Origin of the sequence: Variovorax paradoxus (assembly GCF_009755665.1) — a bacterium.
In the GTDB taxonomy this organism is placed as follows: Bacteria; Pseudomonadota; Gammaproteobacteria; order Burkholderiales; family Burkholderiaceae_C; genus Variovorax; species Variovorax paradoxus_G.
Genome location: NZ_CP046622.1, coordinates 1,634,250 through 1,653,304, shown reverse-complemented (window position 1 = coordinate 1,653,304; position 19,055 = coordinate 1,634,250). Strand labels below are relative to the sequence as shown.

17 protein-coding genes are annotated in these 19,055 nt (G+C 66.5%); 1 reads left to right on the top strand and 16 read right to left on the bottom strand.

The annotated features are described in order from the left end of the window. Window positions 1–5: 5 nt before the first annotated feature. The 12 genes from GOQ09_RS07685 to GOQ09_RS07630 are packed head-to-tail and all read right to left on the bottom strand — an operon-like array spanning window position 6 to window position 14,580. Entirely contained in the window at window positions 6–1,151 is a 1,146-nt protein-coding gene (locus tag GOQ09_RS07685; protein ID WP_157612900.1) for an ABC transporter substrate-binding protein, read from the bottom strand. A gap of 49 nt (window positions 1,152–1,200) precedes the next feature. Next, window positions 1,201–2,367 carry an ABC transporter substrate-binding protein gene (locus GOQ09_RS07680; RefSeq protein ID WP_157612899.1) on the bottom strand — a complete coding sequence of 389 codons (1,167 nt, stop codon included), beginning with the start codon at window positions 2,365–2,367 and terminating at the stop codon, window positions 1,201–1,203. A 50-nt stretch (window positions 2,368–2,417) separates the two neighbouring features. Continuing rightward, window positions 2,418–3,143 (bottom strand): SDR family NAD(P)-dependent oxidoreductase, encoded by a 726-nt coding sequence (locus GOQ09_RS07675; RefSeq protein ID WP_157612898.1) that lies wholly within the window; start codon window positions 3,141–3,143, stop codon window positions 2,418–2,420. Then, complete coding sequence (locus GOQ09_RS07670; protein ID WP_157612897.1) at window positions 3,140–3,952, bottom strand: cyclase family protein; 813 nt, start codon at window positions 3,950–3,952, stop codon at window positions 3,140–3,142. Before GOQ09_RS07670 ends, GOQ09_RS07675 begins: the two co-directional genes overlap by 4 nt. Window positions 3,953–3,966: 14 nt before the next feature. Then, on the bottom strand, window positions 3,967–5,220 hold the full coding sequence (locus tag GOQ09_RS07665) for an SDR family NAD(P)-dependent oxidoreductase (RefSeq protein WP_157612896.1): 1,254 nt from the start codon (window positions 5,218–5,220) through the stop codon (window positions 3,967–3,969). Further along, on the bottom strand, window positions 5,217–6,389 hold the full coding sequence (locus GOQ09_RS07660; RefSeq protein ID WP_157612895.1) for a thiolase family protein: 1,173 nt from the start codon (window positions 6,387–6,389) through the stop codon (window positions 5,217–5,219). The genes GOQ09_RS07665 and GOQ09_RS07660 overlap by 4 nt, the downstream gene beginning before the upstream one ends. Further along, window positions 6,386–8,023, bottom strand: a complete 1,638-nt coding sequence (locus tag GOQ09_RS07655; RefSeq protein WP_157612894.1) for an AMP-binding protein — start codon at window positions 8,021–8,023, stop codon at window positions 6,386–6,388. Before GOQ09_RS07655 ends, GOQ09_RS07660 begins: the two co-directional genes overlap by 4 nt. 7 nt (window positions 8,024–8,030) lie before the next feature. Beyond that, complete coding sequence (locus GOQ09_RS07650; RefSeq protein WP_157612893.1) at window positions 8,031–8,531, bottom strand: aromatic-ring-hydroxylating dioxygenase subunit beta; 501 nt, start codon at window positions 8,529–8,531, stop codon at window positions 8,031–8,033. Next, complete coding sequence (locus tag GOQ09_RS07645) at window positions 8,531–9,844, bottom strand: aromatic ring-hydroxylating dioxygenase subunit alpha (RefSeq protein WP_157612892.1); 1,314 nt, start codon at window positions 9,842–9,844, stop codon at window positions 8,531–8,533. The genes GOQ09_RS07650 and GOQ09_RS07645 overlap by 1 nt, the downstream gene beginning before the upstream one ends. Before the next feature lie 16 nt (window positions 9,845–9,860). Continuing rightward, on the bottom strand, window positions 9,861–10,853 hold the full coding sequence (locus tag GOQ09_RS07640; protein ID WP_157612891.1) for a PDR/VanB family oxidoreductase: 993 nt from the start codon (window positions 10,851–10,853) through the stop codon (window positions 9,861–9,863). A gap of 18 nt (window positions 10,854–10,871) precedes the next feature. Next, window positions 10,872–12,380: an indolepyruvate oxidoreductase subunit beta family protein gene (locus GOQ09_RS07635; RefSeq protein ID WP_157612890.1), complete on the bottom strand. Its 1,509-nt coding sequence runs from the start codon at window positions 12,378–12,380 to the stop codon at window positions 10,872–10,874. A 7-nt stretch (window positions 12,381–12,387) separates the two neighbouring features. Then, window positions 12,388–14,580 carry an indolepyruvate ferredoxin oxidoreductase subunit alpha gene (locus tag GOQ09_RS07630; protein ID WP_157612889.1) on the bottom strand — a complete coding sequence of 731 codons (2,193 nt, stop codon included), beginning with the start codon at window positions 14,578–14,580 and terminating at the stop codon, window positions 12,388–12,390. 159 nt (window positions 14,581–14,739) lie between these two features. Here GOQ09_RS07630 and GOQ09_RS07625 point away from each other — a divergent pair, with 159 nt between their 5' ends. Continuing rightward, a complete protein-coding gene (locus GOQ09_RS07625) occupies window positions 14,740–15,216 on the top strand; it encodes a MarR family winged helix-turn-helix transcriptional regulator (protein WP_157612888.1) in 477 nt (158 codons plus the stop codon). On the opposite strand, the gene GOQ09_RS07620 is transcribed toward GOQ09_RS07625, so the two are convergent. From GOQ09_RS07620 to GOQ09_RS07605, 4 genes are read right to left on the bottom strand one after another with little or no spacing between them, the layout of a single operon-like run. Then, window positions 15,213–16,091, bottom strand: coding sequence for a quinone oxidoreductase family protein (locus tag GOQ09_RS07620; protein WP_157612887.1), 879 nt, complete (start codon window positions 16,089–16,091; stop codon window positions 15,213–15,215). The genes GOQ09_RS07625 and GOQ09_RS07620 overlap by 4 nt on opposite strands. Further along, complete coding sequence (locus GOQ09_RS07615; protein WP_157612886.1) at window positions 16,088–16,888, bottom strand: alpha/beta fold hydrolase; 801 nt, start codon at window positions 16,886–16,888, stop codon at window positions 16,088–16,090. The genes GOQ09_RS07620 and GOQ09_RS07615 overlap by 4 nt, the downstream gene beginning before the upstream one ends. Then, window positions 16,885–17,892 carry a 3-hydroxybutyryl-CoA dehydrogenase gene (locus tag GOQ09_RS07610; RefSeq protein WP_157612885.1) on the bottom strand — a complete coding sequence of 336 codons (1,008 nt, stop codon included), beginning with the start codon at window positions 17,890–17,892 and terminating at the stop codon, window positions 16,885–16,887. Before GOQ09_RS07610 ends, GOQ09_RS07615 begins: the two co-directional genes overlap by 4 nt. Beyond that, the gene (locus GOQ09_RS07605; protein WP_157612884.1) at window positions 17,882–18,955 is read right to left on the bottom strand and encodes an NAD/NADP octopine/nopaline dehydrogenase family protein; all 1,074 of its coding nucleotides are present in this window, start codon (window positions 18,953–18,955) and stop codon (window positions 17,882–17,884) included. The genes GOQ09_RS07610 and GOQ09_RS07605 overlap by 11 nt, the downstream gene beginning before the upstream one ends. Window positions 18,956–19,055: the final 100 nt, after the last annotated feature.

Here is a 19,055-nt window from a genome sequence, read left to right as displayed (position 1 = left end):
TTCTGTCAGGGAACCAGCTTCCACTGGCCCTTGTTCATCTGCACGATCACCACGCCGCGCTGGTCGGAGCCATAGCGGTCGTCGGGCTTGAAGGTGTAGATGCCGTGCGTGCCGACCAGCTCGCGCGTCGCGACGATGGCGTCGCGCAGCGCGGTGCGGTATTGCGGCGTGCCCGGCTCGCCCTTGGTGCGCGAGGCGGCGTCGGCCAGCAGCAGGTAGGCGTCGTAGGTGTACGAGGAGAAGGCATCGGTCGGCACCGCGCCGTTCACCTTCTGGTAGGCGTTGCGAAAGCCCATCGACACCTTCTTGATCGGGTTGCTATCGGGCAGCTGGTCGGCCACGAGCACCGGGCCGCTCGGCACCTGTAGGCCTTCGATGGAGGCACCCCCCACGCGCACGAAGTCGGCGTTGATGAGGCCATGCGTGCCGTAGATCTTTCCCTTGTAGCCGCGATCGGCAAGCGCGATGTAGGGCAACGCACCGGGCGTGCCGGAGTTGCCCGCGAAGACGGCATCAGGCCGGGCCGCGACGATCTTCAGCACCTGCCCAGCCACCGAAGAATCGCTGCGCGCATAGCGCTCGTTCGCCACCACCTTGATGCCAGCCTTGTCTGCGCTCTTCACAAGCGAGTCGTAAGCCAGGTCGCCAAGCGCGTCGGAAAACCCGATGAAGGCCACCGTTTTCACGCCCGACTTCTGCATGCGCTCCACCACGCCTGCGACCATGAGCGGGAACGGCTGCGACACGGTCACGGTCCACGCACCCTCCGGGCCGGCAATGGTCACGGGCGTGGGCGAGATGAGAGGCGTATTGAGTTCGCGCGCGACGGAGGCGATGGCCATGGCGCCTGGCACGCCGGAAGTGCCGATGAGAACGTCGACCTTGTCTTCAGTCACGAGCTTGCGTGCGTTGCGCCCGGCGGTGGTGGGGTCGGAGGCGTCGTCGAGCACGATGAGCTGCACCTTGCGGCCGCCGATTTCCGGGTGCTCCGCAATGGCTGCGCGTATGCCCTTTTCGTACGGGACGCCTAGCGCGGCGACGGGACCTGAAAGCGAGCTGATGAAGCCGATCTTCAGGTCGGCTGCCATGGCTTGGCCCGCCGCCATTGCGATTGCGGCGAGGCTGAAGATTCGAACTAGGCTTTTTTTCATCTTGGTTACTCCGGCTTGCGTTGCTTCGTGCGAAAAACAAGGCCTCATCTCAGGGCACCAGCTTCCACTGACCCTTCTCAAGCTTCACGACAACACGTGATCGTTCATCGGAGCCGTAGCGGTCGTTCGGCTTGAAGTTGTAGACCGAGTGCGTGCCCACCAATTCCTTCGTGCTCACGATGGCGTCGCGCAGAGCCTCGCGAAACTGCGGCGTGCCCGGCTCGGCCTTGGTGGCGAGTGCACGCTGAGCCGCGTCGAGGTACAGCAGCCATGCATCGAAGGTGTAGGCCGAGAAGGCATCGGTCGGCGGCGCGCCATTGGCCTTCTGGTAGGCCGCGCGGAAGTCCATCGACACTTTGCGGATCGGGTTCTCGCTTGGCAATTGCTCAGCCACGATGACCGGCCCGGTGGGGGCCAGCAAGCCTTCGACCGACGCACCGCCCACCCGCACGAAGTCGGGGTTGATCAGCGCGTGCATGCCGTAGATCTGGCCCTTGTAGCCGCGCTCCGAGAGCGCCAGGTAGGGCAGCGCGCCGGGTGTGCCCGAGGTGCCGGTGATCACCGCGTCGGGGCGCAGCGCGACGATCTTCAGCACCTGGCCGGTCACCGACGAATCGCCACGCGCATAGCGCTCGTTCGACACGATCTTGATGCCCGCCGGCTCTGCGCTCTTTTGCAGCGCGCTGTACACCAGGTCACCCCACGCGTCCGAAAAGCCGATATAGCCCACCGTCTTCACACCCGACTTCTTCATGCGCTCGACCACTGCGCTCACCATCAACGGCGCGGGCTGCGGCAGCGTCACCATCCAGGCACCCTCTTCGCCTGGCAGGTTGGCGTTGGCAATCGAGATCAGCGGCGTCTTCGTTTCGCGCGCCACGCCGGCGATGGCCAGCGCACCGGGAGAGCCCGCTGTACCGATGATGACGTCGACCTTGTCCTCGTCGATCATCTTGCGGGCATTGCGCGCCGCAGTCGTCGGGTCTGACGCATCGTCGAGCTGCACCAGCTGGATCTTGCGGCCGCCCAGGTCCGCCTTGTAGGCGAGCGCGGCCTTCATGCCCTTTTCATAAGGGATGCCCAGCGAAGACACCGGCCCCGACAGCGACGTGATGAAGCCGACCTTGAGATCTGCGGCCCACGCGCTGGCGGCGCTGAGTGCGCCGAGGCCCGCGGCAATGGCCGCGAGGGTGCGAATTCGGTTCAGGACTTTCATGGCGGTGCTCCAGGGTGTTGTGGGTGGTGAACGAAACGAACGCTGAAAAACTAGAGGGCGAGACTGCCGACGCTGGTGCCGCCGCAGACGTACAGAACCTGTCCGGTAACGAAGCTGTTCTCGGGCGCGGCGAAGAAACGCACGGCGCGTGCCACATCGGCCGATTCGCCCAGGCGCTTGACGGGCACCGAAGCCGCGAGCGCGCGCTCCTTCTCGCTGCCGGCCTCGACCACGTCGTAGAACATGTCGGTGCGAATCGGTCCGGGTGCGACCACATTCACTGTGATGCCGTCGGCCGCAAGCTCGAGCGCCCAGGTGCGTGCCATGCCCAGCATGCCGGCCTTGGTCGCGGAATAGCTGGTGCGGGTAGCCAGGCCCAGCGCCGCGCGAGACGACAACAGCACCACGCGGCCGAAGCGCTGTGCACGCATCGCTGGCAATGCACCTTGCACGAGTTGGATGGCACAACCCAGGTGCAGGTCGACGAGGGCATCGAGATCGTCCAACTTCACGTCGGGCAGCAACGCGGCGCGAATCACACCGGCGTTGTGCACGATGGTGGTGGGCGCAAAGCGCTCGACCAGTTCGCGCACCGCCTCGCCCGTCGCCGCGCGGTCGCTCAGGTCGACCTCGATGTTGTGCAGCTTCGGGTGATCGATCTCGGCCCTGCGGCGCGCGAGCGACACCACGTCGTAACCCTGCGCGAGCAGGTCTTCGCAGATTGCCTTGCCGATGCCGGCGCTGCCGCCGGTGACTGCTGCAACCTTTGCCGTCATGCCTGCGCTCCCACCAGCGCCAGCACGCGCAGCGGGCTGCCGCTGCCCTTTTCGATCTTGAGCGGCGGGCAGATCAGCACTGCGCCGGCGGGTGGCAGCAGGTCGAGGTTGCTCAGGCACTGCAGGCCATAGCGCCCCGCACCGTGCATGTAGTAGTGGCACGGATACGGCGGGCGCAGGTGGTAGCCCTGGCCTGCATCGGTGCCGATGGCTTCGGAGCCGAAGCCCAGCACGTCGCGCTGCTCGACCAGAAAGCGTACGGCCTCGGTGCTCGGGCCGGGCGTGTGCTGTCCGGTTTCGTCGAAGTTCTGATACGCCTCTGGGTCGCTGCGCTTGGACCAATCGGTACGCATCAGCACCCATGCCCCCTTGGGGATGCGGCCATGCGCGGCCTCGTAGGCCTCGATGTCTTCCAGCGTCAGCAGGTAATCAGGATCATCCTTCACCTGCGGCGAGCAATCGATCACGCAGGCCGGCGCCACGAAGTTCTGCACCGGAATCGTGTCGACCGAGTTGTTCGGCAGGTCGCGGCCCGAGATCCAGTGGATCGGCGCATCGAAGTGCGTGCCGGTGTGCTCGCCGCATGAAAAGTTGTTCCAGTACCAGGCCGGGCCGCGCTCGTCGTACTTCGACACTTCCTCGATGCGGAAGGGCCAGCATTGGCCCATTTCGGGCGGCAACGCGATCTGCGGGAACTCGGGCGTGAGCGTCTGCGTGAGGTCGATCACGCGGATGCGGCCGCTGGCCATGGCAGTCACGAGGCCGCCGAGGATTTCGGCGGCGGACATCAGTTCGGTGGTCGTCGTCATCGTGGGTTCCTTCTTCAGCCGCCTGCAGCCAGTTCGCGTTCGAGCACCTTGGGGTTGTCGCGCCAGCGCTCCAGCCACTCCTGCGCCACATCGCCGGGGTACACGTCTTCGACGCCGTCGCGCAGCGCCTTCACGATGGCGTTGGCCAATGCGGTGGGCGCCAGCTTGGGCGGCGGCGTGTGCTGGTTCCATTCGTCGTCGATGGGGCCGGGAAACACGTTGATCACGCGGATGCCGGCGGGGCGCATCTCTGCGCGCAGGCACTGCGCAAGCGAATGCGCCGCAGCCTTCGAGGCGCTGAACGTGCCGTGCGGCGGAAAGTTGCTGAGCGCGTAGATCGACAGCAGATTGACCCATGCCGTCGCACCCGTTGCACCATCGGCCGAGCGGCCCTTGAGCGCGGGGCCGAACTCCTGCGCGAGGCGCAGCAGGCCGAAGTAGTTGATGTCCATCTCGGCCTTGGCCACGTCGGTGCCGCGGCGCGTGCCGATGCCGAAGGTGCGGTGCACCTCGGCGTTGTTGATCACGATGTCGACCTTGCCGCCGATGGAGCCCGCAAGCTCGGTCACCTGGCGGCCGTTGGTCAGGTCGAGCGGCACAAGCGTCACCTGCGGCAGCGCGGAGATGTCGTCCAGCCCATCGCCCATCTTCTTCCACGGCTCGGCATGGCCGACCCAGACGATGTCGGCGCCGGCCTTCACCAGCGCACGCACGATGGCCTGGCCAGTCTCGGTCTTGCCGTCGGTCACCAGCACCTTGCGGAATTTCGGGTCGCTGGTCATCTCGCGCAGCATCTTGTCGTCGGCCATGTGGGGACTCCCTTCATTCGGAAAACCAATGAGAACGGCCTGGCCTGCACGGTCGAGCCGGGCGCCCACGCGCACGCGCTGGGGCGCATCGCCGACCTCGCCATGCAGGTGAACCATGAGCGTCGGGCCGGCATCCAGATGCACCAGGCCCAGCCGCCAAGGCAGCCGCTCTCGGAAGAACAGGTCGTTGCTGTGATGCAGCGTGGTGCTGCCGAGCAGTTCGCCTTCACCGCTCTGTTCGCGCCAGCGCAGAGAAGCCGACAGGCATTTGTGGCAAACCTCGCGCGGCGGGTACTGCACCGTGCCGCAGTCTTCGCAGGTCTGCAGCTCGAAGCGGCCCTCTGCAGCGGCGGCCGTGAGACCCAGCGCCACGCGGCCGCGCGCGCCGGGCGGCAGGTTCATCTGCCGGGTACGCAGCACCGGGTTCTTGCGCGGGGGGCGCATCAAAGGCATCGTCATGCCGGTCTCCCCAGGATGACGGCGCCTGTGCAGAGGCAGCGGTCGTAGGTCACCATGCCGAAGCCGGCGACGAGGCCGAGCTGCGCATCCGGCACCGTGCGCTTGTCGGCTTGATCGGTCAACTGGCGGATCGCCTCGACCATGCCGAGGAAGCCGCCCGCCGCGCCGGCCTGGCCCGCCGAGAGCTGGCCGCCGCTCGTGTTGTTCGGAAAGCTGCCGTCGAAGGTCATCGTGTGGGCCTGCACGAAAGCCGGGCCCTCGCCCTTGTCGCAGAAGCCCAGGTCTTCGAACTGCATCATCACGATGACGGGGTAGTCGTCGTAGGTCTGCACGAAGTCCAGTTGGGCGGGCTGAACGCCGGCCTGCGCATAGAGGTCGTCGCGGTCCATGCGCCAGCCGCCCTGCACCATCACCGGGTCTTCGGCGTATGCGTTGTGCCGCTCGATGGCGCCGCGGATCACCGCGTGCGGCAGGCCCAGGTCGCGTGCGCGCTCCTCGCTCATCACCAGGAAGGCGTCGGCGCCGGCACACGGCATGACGCAGTCGAAGAGGTGAATAGGGTCGGAGATCGGCCGCGCAGCCATGTACTCGTCGAGCGTCAGCGCCTTCTTGAACATCGCATTCGGGTTGCCGAGCGCGTTGGTGCGCTGGTCCACGCAGATGCGGCCGAAGTCTTCGCGCTTCGCGCCATAGGTGCGCATGTAGTTGGCGGTAATGAACGCGAAGATCGAGTTCGGCCCGCCTGAGCCGTAGGGGTAGCTCGCATCCCGCGCAAAGTTGCTGAAGCTGCCGAGCGTCTGCCGGAAGGAGTCGACATGGTTGGTGTCGGCGCCCACGCAGGCGACGATGTCGGCATCGCCGGCCTGCACGGCGCGCGCGGCACGGCGAAGGCACATCACGCCCGAGGCCCCGCCGGTGGGCACGTGGTCGAGCCAGCGCGGCGACATGCCCAGGTGTTGCGTGACGCCCACGGCCGTATCGGGCGCGAGCGAAAAGCTGCTGAGGCACAGGCCGTCGATTTGCTCCTTGGCAACGCCGCTGGACTCGACCAGCGCTTCGATGGCCTGGCCGATGAACCAGTGAGCCGTGCGGGTGGAGTAGCGCACGTAGGGTACGGTGATGGGCACGGCGACCGCGACGCCTTCGTAGGAGAGCCGTTGCCTGGTCATGCCTGCCCCACTTGTCTTTTCTTCATCGACCGGGTGTCGATGCAATGGCCCTGCCCCGGCAGTGACTGCGCCATCTCGCGCAGCTGGCCACGCTGGATCTTCTGCGACGGCGTGAGCGGCAGCGCATCGACGAAAGCGACGTAACCCGGCGCCTTGTAGTAGGCGAGCTGCGCGAGTGCGTGCTGCACGATGCTCGCCGCGACCTGCTCGAGCTGCGATGCGTCTCCAACGTCCTCGCGCATCACGATGCAGGCCAATACTTCGTCGCCTCGCACCGCATCGGGCGTAGCGGCCACGGCCGAGGTCTTTACGGCCGGGTGCTGATTCAGCACGCTCTCGACCTCGACAGCCGAGATGTTCTCGCCGCTGCGGCGGATCACGTTCTTCTTTCGGTCGACGAAGAAGAAGTTGCCTTCGGCGTCGCGGCGCACCAGGTCGCCGGTGTGGAACCAGCCATCGCCCCACGCTTCGCGCGTCGCCTCTTCGTCTTTCAAGTAGCCGGAGAAGAAGTAGCGTTTCGGGTCGTCGCCGGCCGAACGCACGAGCAGTTCGCCCGGCGCATCGGTTCCGACATCGCCGCCGTCTTCGCCCACGAGCCGGATCTGCACGAAGTCTTCCTGCCGGCCGAAGCAGCTTGTACCCACAAGGCGCGGCTCGCGGTTGGCCATGATGCAGGCGGCCGCGCCGGTCTCGGTCATGGCCCAGGCCTCGACCAGTGGAAAGCCGAAGCGCTCCTCGAAGGGTGCGTGGTTCTTGCGATCCACGCCGGCGCCAAAGCCCCAGCGGATTGCGTGGTCGCGGTCTGCGACGGACGGCGGTGCCGAGAGCAGCATTGCGGGCATCACGCCCAGGTAGTGAACGATGGTGGCGCCGCTTTCGCGAGCGCTTGCCAGCCAGGTCTTCGGATGGAAGCGGTCGAGCTGCACCAGGCAGCCGCCTGCCACCAGCACCACCATTGTGGAGAACGCCATCGCATTCATGTGGTTGAGCGGCAGCGGCGTGATGACGCGCTCGGCATCCGGGCGGATGCTGCACACACCGTCGAGGGCGGCGTACCACTCGCCCGCACGCAGGAAGTAGGCGTTGCTCAGGATGCAACCCTTGGGGCGGCCGGTTGTGCCCGACGTGTAGAGCAGGCCGCATTCGGTGTCGGCGCCGATGGGTTCATGGGCCCGCGGCGCGGCGGCCTTGGCGCGGGGCACCGCGTCGTCGGGTCCCATGGTCTCGAAGGGCACGCCGGCTTGTGCCGCGGCTGCGCGCAGGTCGTTCGCGCGTTCAGGCAGCGTCACGGCCAGGCCGATCTCGCTGTGGCCGATCAGGTAGACCAGTTCGGCCGAACGCATCTCGGCATTGATCGGCACCACGCTCACGCCCAGTGCGTTGAGCGCGAACCAGTGGAAGAGAAACGCGGGCCGGTTCTCCAGCAGCAGCCCAACCCGATGGCCGTGGCCGTAGCCGGCTTTCGCGTAGGCACTGCGAAGGCGGTCGACCTCGGCGGCTGCCTCGCCCCAGCGGATGGCACCCGCCGGAATGCCGTAGGCCGCGGCGGTGACCGACTCGGTGAACAGGAACTCGGCCCGCGGCGTGCGTGCTGCAGTGGCCGTGAAGACTTGATGGACGGTGGCGTGTTGCATCGCGTCCCTAGATGAAAAGCTGCACGGCAGGCAGCGCCGCGTCGCAGTTGAGCAGATTCACGCGCTTGAGCGTCATGCGCAGCGTGCCGTCGTGCACCGCGAGGTAGTGGAAGAAGGTGCCGACGTAGAACTGCAGCTCATCGCCTTGCGATTCGGTGTAGTGAAACTCGGTGCGCACCACGAAGCGGTTGCCTTCGGCGTCGAAAGTCTCAACCACCGGCACCTGCAGCAGGTGGTGGCAGCGGCTCGGTGGCTGCTGCGAAAACGCACGCGGGCTCTTGAGGCGTTCGATGCGCAGGTCGCGCAGCAGCTTGTCTTCGTACAGATGCGAGGTGTGGTTGAGCCCATCTTCCTGGTCGGGCACGAGCGGCACCCAATAGAACGCGTCGTCGGTGAAGAGCGCGTTCCACTCTTCATAGCGGCGCGTGTCGAGCAGGCGTGCTTCGTTCACGACGAAGTCGATCAGGTCCTGGCGGGTGATCTGGGTCGAAGCGTCGGTGCCGGCCATCACATCGTCTCCGTCATGCGCTGCACCCAGCTGCGGTACTGGTTGCGCATCGGCAGCTCGTTGGTGCCGCCGGTGGTGATCTCTCCGCCCTTCAGCTCGGACGGGTCGTAGTCGCGGTGCAGGCTGACCCACTCGTTTCCGCTCGCGTGCAGCCCGGCCTGCATGCCGCGATACGCCTGCAGGTCGTCGTGACCCACCACCGAGAACGGCGAGTTGATGAGCCGGTTGTACATGGTGGTGCGCTGCAGCAGTTCGGGCGGGGCGCCCTTCAAGCGGAATGTCCAGCTCTCGATCAGCGTTTTGTCGGCGGAGATCGGCTTCACCACGCGGATCGCCTGGATCGCGCCCTTGATGGTGAGGTTCGGGTAGTACACGGTGTTGTGCCGTGCCATGCCGAGGATCTGCGCGGTTTTTTCCTCGCCGTAGCGCGCCTTCATGGCGTCGTCGTACTCGGGAATTGCCTTGTACTTGCTGTGGATGCTGAAGTGCACGCCCGTGAAGCTGTGGCCGTGGTCGTAGGTGCGAATGCCCATGTCCTCGAAGAACTTGTAGTCGGACATGAAGGGCACGAACTGCTCCACGGCCATGGGCTTGGGCTCGTCGGCGGGCTTGTCGGCCCACATGCGCTTGGCGGTGCCGGCCGACGATTCGTGCGCCACCATCGGGTGCATCGTGTCGTTGAGGTTCTCGACGAACATCTTCCAATTGCACTGGTGCATGAAGCGCAGGCACCCGCCGGCAATCTCGAGCTCGCCCTCGGGCGACCGGTCGGCCATGTTGTCGATGGAGCTCAGCGAATCGCCGAAATACTCGTCGAAGTCGGGCCCCGCATCGTTGATCTTCACGAAGATGAAGCCGCGGTGGCTGCGCACGTGTTTGAGCGTGGTCAGGCCCTTGGCCGACTCGCACTCATGCAGCGCCGTGTTCTCGTAGCCGGTCTTGAGTGGAATGGCGAGCAGCGAGCCGTCGGTCTTGAAGGTCCACGCGTGGTACGGGCAGCGAAAGAACTTGCCGGTGTTGCCGCACGGTGCGCTCACCAGGCGCGAACCCTTGTGGGCGCAGCGGTTCATCATTGCGCGCACGCTGCCGTCGGTGTGGCGCACGACGATGAGCGGGCGGCCTGCGATCTCGTTGCTGATCCAGTCGCCGGGCTTGGGCACCTGGCTCTCGTGCCCGACGTAGTTCCAGGTGTTGGCGAAGAAGTGCTCCTGCTCCACCTCGAAGAGTTCCTGGCTGGTGTACAGGTCGCGGTGCACACGGTCGTTCTGCACCAGCGCACGAACGGCATCAGGGTTGTCTCGGTACGAAGGCATGGTTCTCGTGGCTCCTTCACATGTCGAGCACCAGGCGCGCACCCTTGGCGCGCGAGATGCAGATCTGCATGACGTTGCCCTCGGCCTTCTCTCGGGCGGTGAGCACGTAGTCGCGATGATCGATCTCGCCTTCGAGCACGGGCACGGCACACACGCCGCATTCGCCGCGCTTGCAGTCGAACATCGGGTCGCAGCCGTTGTCGATGAGGCAATCGAGAATGCTCTGGTCGGCCGCAACGGTGAAGCGCTGGCCAGTCTGGGCAAGCTCCACTTCGAAAGGCTGGTCGCCGTCTTCGGCGACGGGCTCGGTAAAGAGTTCGAAGTGCACACGGTCATGCTCCCACCCGCGCGCCTGGGTGCGGGCCAGCACGGCGTCGAGCATGACCTTGGGTCCGCAGACGTAGAGGCGGTCACCGGCGGGCACATCGTCGAGTAGCGTGTCGATGTCGAGTGGTGCGCCGGCTTCGGCATCGGCATGCACGCGCAGGTCGTCGCCGAGCAGCGTCTGCAGTTCGGGCAGGAAGGCCATCAGCTCGCGGCTGCGGCCGGCGTAGTGCATGCGCACCGGCGCCCCTTCGGCGCGGCGGCGCGCGGCCATGGTGGCGAGCGGCGTCACGCCGATGCCGCCCGCCACCAGCACCGAGCCGCCGGGGCCGGTGTGCAGCGGAAAGTCGTTCTTCGGCGCCTCGATGGCGAGCGTGTCGCCCTCTTTCAGTTGCTCGTGCATGAAGCGCGAGCCGCCGCGGCCTTCGGCCTCCTTGCGCACGGCAATCACGTATTCGGTCGGCGCGTTCGTGGCATTGCGCGCGGTCGCAAAGTTGATCAGCGAGTAGTGGCGCCAGTCGGCCTTGCCATCGGGCAGCTTCACCTGCACGCGGATGTGCGCGCCGGCTGCAAAGCCGGGCAGCGGGCGGCCATCTTCCGCGCGCAGACGCAGCATGCGGATGAGCGGCTTGAGTTGGCGTGCCTCGGCAACGCGGAGCTGGAGCGTGGCGGTGGGTGCGGTCATCGTGCGTCGGTTGTCTCTTCAGGCCAGCGCGTGCTGCGCCAACGCGGCTTGCAGCTTGAGGCCGTGTTCGTCGGCGAGCGCCGCGTCGCGCAGTTCGCGCAGGGTGGCAGGCGCTAGCCGTTCACCGGCGCGCTCCACCGCGCGCATCACCGTGTCGTAGTTGCGGACACCGCGCTCGTGCGTGTCGCTGTAGCCCTTGACGAGGCGCTGGCACTGCGCGAGCTCCACCGCCAGCTCGGGGTTGTGTCGTGCGGCAGTGGCAATGCGCTGCAGCCATTCCTCGATGCGGCGGTTTTCCTCGGCATAGCGCGTCGTCGACAGGCGCCAGCGCCTGCAAGCCGCAACCATGCGCAGCATGAGGTAGCCGTGCAGCGAGCTGGTCTGGATCAAGCGGCCGTGCTGCGTGAATCGCTCGACGAGCTTCTTCGGCCATGTGGAGTTCATGAGCCACCGGCCGATGCCGCCCGGCAGGGTTTCGCAGATTTCCTGCAGGCGCGGATGCATGTATTCGTTGATGGCGAGCACCTGCCCCGGCTGCACGCGGGCCTCGCCGCGCACGCGTTCGAAGCGGGTGGCGCGGGTCTTGAGCGCAGCGACGCGGGCGGTGTCTTCGTACGACATCCAGAGTGCGAGGTGGCGAGCCGTTTCGCGCAGCAGCCGGTGCGCGCTGTCGCCGGGCAGCGCCGCAATGGCAGCCATGCGATCGAGGTAGAGGCCGGCATACGCAGGGTCCTGGTAGTCGATGAGGCGGCGCACACCTTCGAGCAGGAAGTCTTGCGCGGCTGCAGGAAAGTCGCGTTGCACGCGTTCGACCAGCGCACGGACGGCGGGGTGGCGTGGTTGCGGAGTGGGCACAGCCGCCGCGGCTTCCGGCGGTGTCTCACCATCGTCGCCGGCCTGCGCGCGAGCGAATGCGCCGCCAAAGGCCTTGAGGCTGGGCTTGACGCCCACGCCGCCGCGCTCGATGGTTGCTTCGAACTGCGCGCGGCTGAACGGGAGCACGCCCGAGCCCGCCAGCGCACCGAACAGCACGGCGCTGATCACGCTGCCCGAGGCCTCGGCGGCCTGGGCCATGTCGAAACGGATGAAGCGCTTGGCGGCCCGGGCCGTGTGCGCGAGCAACTGCGTGCTGTCGACGCGACCGTCGCCCAGCGCGCTTTTCTCGGCAATGGAGAACACACGGTGCGTGGACGCGATGAGCGTGGTGCGGTCGCTGGTGACCAGCCCGCGCTGCACCGCCCGACCCGCTTCCATGAGTTCCGAAGCGAGCACCACGTCCACATCGCCAGGCAGCGGCATCAGCGCCAGCACGGGGCGGCCGCCATCCGCTTCGGCCTGTGCCGTTGGATAGAGCTCGACGTAGTAGATGGTGGCGCCCGTGCGCTGCGCCACGCCCGGCACCGAGGTGGTCTGGGCGACGTAGCCGTTGGCTTCGCCCATGTCGACGATCCAGTCAGCCAGCACGCCGCCGCCCTCCCCGCCCATGGCGAGGATCGCGATCTTGATGGGTTGTGCCTTGGTCGTCATCGTCGCTTCAGAAGGCATAGGCTTCGCGCCGTCGCGCGTCGCCGCGCTGCAGCCAGCCGATGACGGCGCTGCGCACGCGCTCGCGCAGCTTGTCCCAGCCTGTCGGGTTGCTCACGACCTGCGCCTTGTAGAACGAGGGGCACAGCACGGCGGCATGCGAAACGTCGCCGCAATTGCCGCAGCCCACGCAACTGTCGAGCACGGTGGCCACGGGATCGACGCGCAACGGATCGGGGTTGGGTTTGATCGAGAGCGACGGGCAGCCCGACAGGCGGATGCACGAGTGGTCGCCGGTGCAGGTATCCGAATCGACGCCGAACTTTTCGCGCACCATGCGCTTGCCATCGGCAATGGCCTTGCGCACGAGCGGCTTCTCGCGGCGCTGCTTGTTGAGCATGCACTCCGATTGGGCGATGAGGACCTTCGGACCCTTCTTGGTGGTGGTGAGCGCTTCTTTCAGCGCATCGCGCATGCCTGCAACGTCGTAGGTGCGGCGCATCGTCTTGACCCACTCCACGCCAACGCCCCGCACGGCACGCTCGATCTCGTGGCCGGTGCTGCGCGTCTTGTTGATGGCGTTCGACGAAAGGATGTCCTGCCCGCCGGTGGCCGAGGTGTAGTTGTTGTCGACAATGATGGTGAGGTTGTCGCTCTTGTTGAACACCGCGTTGGCCACCCCGCTCGTGAGGCCGTTGTGCCAGAAGCCGCCGTCGCCCATCATCGAGATGGCGCGCTTGCCGGCGGGCGCATTCAGCGCCGCCGCACCGGCACCGCCCAGGCCGTAGCCCATAGTGGTGTTGCCGATGTTGAAGGGCGGCAGGATGGAGAACAGGTGGCAGCCGATGTCGGCGCTGACGTGGTGCGCACCGAGTTCACGCTCGACCAGCTTCATTGCGCTGAAGATCGGGCGCTCGGGGCAGCCGGTGCAAAAGCCTGGCGGGCGCGCGTGCACGACGTCGCCGAGCGCCGTGGATGGCATGGCCGGCTCGGGTGCCGCATCGACGCCGATGGCGGCGACTTCCTTCAGCGGGATCACCTTGCGCACCGGCGCCGGTACGGGCAATGGCGCGAGCCGCTCGTAGCGCTCGCAGAAGGCGCGTGCGCCCTTCAGCAGCTCGGACGCCGTGTATTCGCCGGCCACGGGCAACATGTCCTTGCCGTGCAGCACGGTCGCAGAGCCCGCCTGCCGCAGGATGGTCGCGAGGTTCTGCTCGACGAAGTTGGGCTGCCCTTCTTCGACGATCAGCACCGCGCGCTTGCCTTCGCAGAAGCGGATGACCTCGCTCTGGATGACCGGGTAGGCCACGTTCATCACGTAGAGAGGCACCTGGGTGTTGCCGTACACGTCGGCCAGGCCCAGGCGCTCCAGCGCGCGCAGCAGTGTGTTGTAGCTGCCGCCCTGCACGATGATGCCGATGTCGTCGGCGTCTTCGGAGAAAAATTCGTTGAGCTTGCGCTCCTCGATGAAGCGCACCGCGGCGGGCCAGCGGTCTTTCACTTTCTCTTGTTCATGCACGAAGCTGGCGGGCGGCAGCACGATGCGGCTGACGTCGCGCTGCGGGTTCTCCAGCGCCTCTTGCAGGGTGAACTTGGCGCGCTTGTTGTCGCCTGCGATGAAGTGGCCGTGCACGTGGCAGGCGCGAATGCGCAACTGCAGCATCACGGGCGTGTTGCTGGCCTCGGAAAGATCGAAGCCCGTTTTCACAGCATCGACGATGCTTGGCAGGTTGGGCCGCGGATCGAGCAGCCAGATCTGCGACTTCATTGCGAAGGCGTGGCTGCGCTCCTGCATGATGGAAGAGCCCTCGCCGTAGTCTTCGCCCACGATGATGAGCGCGCCGCCGGTGACGCCGCCCGAGGCCAGGTTGGCCAGTGCGTCGGACGCCACGTTGGTGCCCACGGTCGCCTTGAACGTGACGGCGCCGCGCAGCGGATAGTTGACGGAGGCGGCCAGCGTGGCTGCGGCGGTGGCTTCGCTCGCACTGTTCTCGAAGCGGATCCCCTGCTCGGCGAGGATGTCCTGCGCATCGGCCAGCACGTCCATCAGGTGCGAGATGGGTGCGCCCTGGTAGCCGGCCACATAGGAAACCCCCGATTCGAGCAAGGCCTTGGTGACGGCCAGAATGCCTTCACCGCGGAACACCTCGCCACCGGAAAGTCGCAACTTCTTGACTTCTTCGACGAATGAACGCTCAGCCATGTGGGTCCTTCTTCTTTCTCGTGGGAGGATGCGCTTCAGCTGCCACATCACGCTTTCTATAATGTTGACAAATGAATGTATCCACAATCATGAATTACCCTAGACATGCAAGCAGCGTGCCTGCGGCCGGTATGAAGCGCGTTGCCATGAGGTGCATTCATGGCTGAGCAACCTGCTGAAACACATCGCTTCGTCGATGACTACCTGCCGGCGCTGTTGGCGCAGGCCAGCCAGCTGATCTCCTCGGAGTTCCACGAGGTGGCGCGACAGCAGGGCTTCTCGGTTTCCGAGTGGCGGGTGATGGCGTCGCTTGCCGGCAGCGAGCCGATCAGCATCGGCCAGCTTGCGCAGGTAACGGTGACCAAGCAGCCCACCGTGACGCGTCTGCTCGACCGCATGGAAGCGCGCGGACAGGTCGAGCGGCTGCCCCATGAGAGTGATCGCCGCATCACGCTGGTGCGCATCACGCGCAAGGGCTTGAAGGCGGTGGAGCATCTGATGGAGCTCGCGCGCGACCACGAGCGGCGCGTGCTCGAACCCTTCGGCCTGCGCCGTGCCGAAGAACTCAAGCAGACGCTGCGGCAGATGATCGACCTGCACGTGCATGTGCCGGTCGAGGAGCCAGAGGAGGACTAGGGCTCCAGCACTGCGCGACCGCGGTGGCCGCGCTGCGCAATCCATTCGAGTGCCGTGGCGGCATCGGCCAGCGCGAAGCTGCGCACGTCGAGGTGCAGCCGCCCGTCGGCCAGGCGGGCGAGCAACCCGGGCGCGGCGGCACGGCCAGCGGCCTCGCGCCTGAACATGTTGAGCGGCAGCAGCGCCACGTCGCGCTGCAGAAAGTGCGCGATGTCCAGCTGCAGCATTGGGCCCGCGGTGTAGCCGATGAGCACGGCCCGGCCACCCGGCCGCACGGCGGGAAGTACCGCCGAAAGGACGCTTCCGCCCACCGTGTCGATCAGCAGGTCCGCACTCGCGACAGGTGGAGGCCCGGCATCAGGATCGACCGTCGTCACGGTGCAACCGGCTTCGATTGCGAGCTGCACGGCCAGCGAGCCGACGGCACCGCTCGCGCCTGTCACCAACACCTGTTCGCCGACCTGCAGCCTGGCAACTTCATGCAGCGCCACCCACGCCGACGTGGTGGGCGAAAAGAACGCAGCGCCGAGGGGCATCGGCAATGCATCGGGCAGCACGCCGAGCGCTTCGTCGGGCGCATCGATCAGCTCGCACCAGGTGCCGTCGAACAGCGTCCCCAGGCCGCTGCCGCGCAACCAGACGCGTTGGCCTGCGGCGTAGCGTTCGCTTGCGACGACGATGCCGGCGGCTTCCACGCCCGGTGTGTACGGCAGCGGCGGATGCCGCAGGAAACTGCCGCGCCACACGGTGCGGTCGATGTGGCCGACGGTGGCCGCCTGCATGCGCACGATGGTGCGGCCCGGCCTGTGTACCGGGTCGGGCACTTCTTCCAGCACGGGCTGTGCCTCGAAGCCGTGGATGCGAACGGCCCTCATGGCAGCGTCGAAAGAAAGTCGAGCACCGTTTGTGCAAAAGCCTCGGGCATCTGGTCGGGCAAAGGGACCATGCCCCCTTCGATGTCGACGATGCGCGCCTGCGGCAGATGGTGCTGCAGCTCTGCCGCATGCGGCGCGGCGAACGGATCGTGGGTTGCGCGGATGATGAGCCCAGGTTGCGTCACGCGGCCGATGCGGTCTTCCATGCGATATGAGGCAACGGCGCGATGGCCCTCTTCAAGCCGATGGCCGACCTTCAAAGCATCGAGCACAAAGGCCTCGAGCAGATCGGGCCTCTCGGACGGATAGAAACCCTGCCGTTTTTGCCACAGTGCGGCGAGATGGCTTCCATCCTGACTCGGCGCGACTTCGTCGATGGGCGGCCGCTCTGCCCTTGCGCGGCGAAAGGCTTCGTCGGTGAACGGCGTGGACGAAAGCACCAGGCCGTGCACGCGATCGGGAAAGGCGGCCGCGAGTTCGATGGCCACGACGCCGCCGGTGTGATGCCCGACGACATCGGCACGCGCGATGCCCAGTGCATCGAGCAGTTCGCACGCCACGCGCGCCCATTGTTCGATGCTCGCCGGCATGCCGCCGTCAGCGGAATCGCCGAAGCCCGCGGTGTCCATCGCGATGGCCCGGTACCGCGCACCGATCAGTGGAAGGACCGCCCGGTACTCGGCCCAGCTGCGTGGCGACTGGTGCAGCAGCAGCACGGCCGGTGCATCAGCATCGCCGCACGCCGCGTAATGCACCTGCCCCACCGACAGGTCGGCAAAGGCGCGGCGGATGGTCATGACAGCGTCTCGTCGGCCGGTGCGCGCCACAGGCCCGCATGCTTCAGCTTGCCGAGCGTGCGCGAAAGCACGTCGCGCCGGTAGGCGGCGATGTCGCGGCCTTCGTAGCTGTAGAAGCCACTGCCGGTCTTGAGACCGAGCCGCCCTTCTTCCACCATGCGATCGACGATGGCCGGCGCGGTGTAGCGCCCCTTGTCGATCGAAGCCGACATTTCGCGGCTGGCATGGTGCAGGATGTCGCAGCCTCCAAAGTCGATGAACTCGACTACGCCGAGCGCGGCGAAGCGCAGGCCCAGGCCGTATCGCGTGGCCTTGTCGATCTCCTCGGCGGTGGCGGCGCCCTCCTCGATCATGCGGGCCGCCTCGTTCATGACCAGCGCCTGCAGGCGCGGCACGATGTAGCCCGGCGATGCACCGCAGACCACGGGTAGCTTGCCGATTTCTTCCATCAACGACTTGGTGCGTGCGAGCACGGCCGCATCGGTGCCGGGGTGGCAACTGAGTTCGACCACGGGAATCACATACGCCGGGTTGAGCCAGTGCATGTTGAGGAAGCGCTCAGGCAGCCGCACGAGTGCCGCGAGCTGCGTCACGAGGATGCTGCTGGTGGTTGAGGTGAGGATCGCGTCGTCGCGGCAATGGTGGTTGATCTGCTCGAACGCATCGCGCTTGGCCTCCATGGTTTCTGGCACGCCTTCGAACACCAGCTCGGCGGCGGCCAATGCCTGCGGTGCTTCGGCGGCGTTCATCAGGCTCACCCGTTCGGCGATGACCTGTATCTGCTTTGCATCGATCACGCCGAGCTGCGCCAGGCCCGCAAGGCTTGCTTCGATCTCGGCCCGAGCCTCGCCCTGCAGGCGCTGCCAGGCTTCGTCGCTGCGCTGGCGCAGATCGATCAGCGAGATGCGGTGTCCGGCGTAGGCGAACGCAATCGCGATGCCGCGCCCCATGCGGCCGGCGCCGACGGCTGCGAAGCGGGGCAACGGCGCGCGTTCATTCGCCATCGTGCAGCCTTTGCTTGAGCTGCGCCGCGCTCAGGCCGGCGAGGCCCAGGCTTTCGAAGGTGCGCGGGCCTTGGCGCAGGTCGCGGCCGAGAAAACCGCCGACGATGGCGAGCAGCCCATGCGCGATGGGCGCATCCACGCCCGCATGGCGTGCGGCCGAGGCGAGGAATGCGACGCCGAGCTCGGTGTCTTCGGTGATGTAACGATGCGTGTGCAGGTCGATGTTCTCGCGCCAGTCGCCGGACTTGACGAGCTGCTTGTGCGCATCGCCGTACATCCACTGGTCGTTGTTGTAGTGGTCGGCCAGCGGATAGTGCGGCGCACGGTGGCCGAAGGCTTCGCGCACGGCCATGCGTTCGCGGTCGAGCCGGTCGGTCACGTCGCGCACCGCGCGCTGGGTGCCTTCGTTGTGAATGTCCCAGCGCTCGAAGTGCTGGAGCGGCGCGGCGTTCATCACCATGAGCGGTGGGTGGATGACCGGGCCGGCATTCATGAGCGCGCCCGACAGCGCATCGCCGCAGCCATGCACGGCGGGATAGGCTCTGCGGATCACTTCGATCGCCTCGGCCTCCTTGCGGGCCGGGTAGACGCCGGTCGGCAGGCGGATGGCACGGATGGTGACGTTCACTTCGCGCTCGCCGTGCTTGCGCGCGAGATACGGCAACGTGCCGGTCTCGGCCCAGGCCACGTCGGCTCGACTGCCCGCCTCTTTCACCGTTCGTGCCATCACGTAGCTGCCGAAGGTACCGGGCGGCAGAAAGACGACCTGGCCGTCGACAAGGTGCGGCGCCATGGCCAGAGCGATGTCGTGCTGTGCAATGGCAGGCGTGGGAAGAACGATCAGCTCGGCGCCCTTCACTGCCGCGGCGATGTCAGCGGTGGCGAGTGCGAGCGGCACCTCGCGCGTGCCGTCGGCATCTTTCAGCGTGATGGCGCCCGCTTGCACCACCGGCTCGAGTGCTGCGGCATCCCGGCGCCACAGGCGCACCTCATGGCCGGCTTCGGACAGGTCTGCGGCAGCCGCGTAGGCGCCGTGACCACCACCAAGAATCGCAATTTTCATATTCGAAATTTGAAAGGCAGATGTCGATGAACCGGCAGCCGCGGTACGGACCGGGGAAGCAATGCCTTATTACATTACTTTTCATCTGTTCATGTGTCAA

Coding starts and splice junctions, on each gene's coding strand:
- GOQ09_RS07685 (WP_157612900.1), bottom strand. CDS start 1,151: ATGAAAAAAAGCCTAGTTCGAATCTTCAGCCTCGCCGCAATCGCAATG.
- GOQ09_RS07680 (WP_157612899.1), bottom strand. CDS start 2,367: ATGAAAGTCCTGAACCGAATTCGCACCCTCGCGGCCATTGCCGCGGGC.
- GOQ09_RS07675 (WP_157612898.1), bottom strand. CDS start 3,143: ATGACGGCAAAGGTTGCAGCAGTCACCGGCGGCAGCGCCGGCATCGGC.
- GOQ09_RS07670 (WP_157612897.1), bottom strand. CDS start 3,952: ATGACGACGACCACCGAACTGATGTCCGCCGCCGAAATCCTCGGCGGC.
- GOQ09_RS07665 (WP_157612896.1), bottom strand. CDS start 5,220: ATGACGATGCCTTTGATGCGCCCCCCGCGCAAGAACCCGGTGCTGCGT.
- GOQ09_RS07660 (WP_157612895.1), bottom strand. CDS start 6,389: ATGACCAGGCAACGGCTCTCCTACGAAGGCGTCGCGGTCGCCGTGCCC.
- GOQ09_RS07655 (WP_157612894.1), bottom strand. CDS start 8,023: ATGCAACACGCCACCGTCCATCAAGTCTTCACGGCCACTGCAGCACGC.
- GOQ09_RS07650 (WP_157612893.1), bottom strand. CDS start 8,531: ATGGCCGGCACCGACGCTTCGACCCAGATCACCCGCCAGGACCTGATC.
- GOQ09_RS07645 (WP_157612892.1), bottom strand. CDS start 9,844: ATGCCTTCGTACCGAGACAACCCTGATGCCGTTCGTGCGCTGGTGCAG.
- GOQ09_RS07640 (WP_157612891.1), bottom strand. CDS start 10,853: ATGACCGCACCCACCGCCACGCTCCAGCTCCGCGTTGCCGAGGCACGC.
- GOQ09_RS07635 (WP_157612890.1), bottom strand. CDS start 12,380: ATGACGACCAAGGCACAACCCATCAAGATCGCGATCCTCGCCATGGGC.
- GOQ09_RS07630 (WP_157612889.1), bottom strand. CDS start 14,580: ATGGCTGAGCGTTCATTCGTCGAAGAAGTCAAGAAGTTGCGACTTTCC.
- GOQ09_RS07625 (WP_157612888.1), top strand. CDS start 14,740: ATGGCTGAGCAACCTGCTGAAACACATCGCTTCGTCGATGACTACCTG.
- GOQ09_RS07620 (WP_157612887.1), bottom strand. CDS start 16,091: ATGAGGGCCGTTCGCATCCACGGCTTCGAGGCACAGCCCGTGCTGGAA.
- GOQ09_RS07615 (WP_157612886.1), bottom strand. CDS start 16,888: ATGACCATCCGCCGCGCCTTTGCCGACCTGTCGGTGGGGCAGGTGCAT.
- GOQ09_RS07610 (WP_157612885.1), bottom strand. CDS start 17,892: ATGGCGAATGAACGCGCGCCGTTGCCCCGCTTCGCAGCCGTCGGCGCC.
- GOQ09_RS07605 (WP_157612884.1), bottom strand. CDS start 18,955: ATGAAAATTGCGATTCTTGGTGGTGGTCACGGCGCCTACGCGGCTGCC.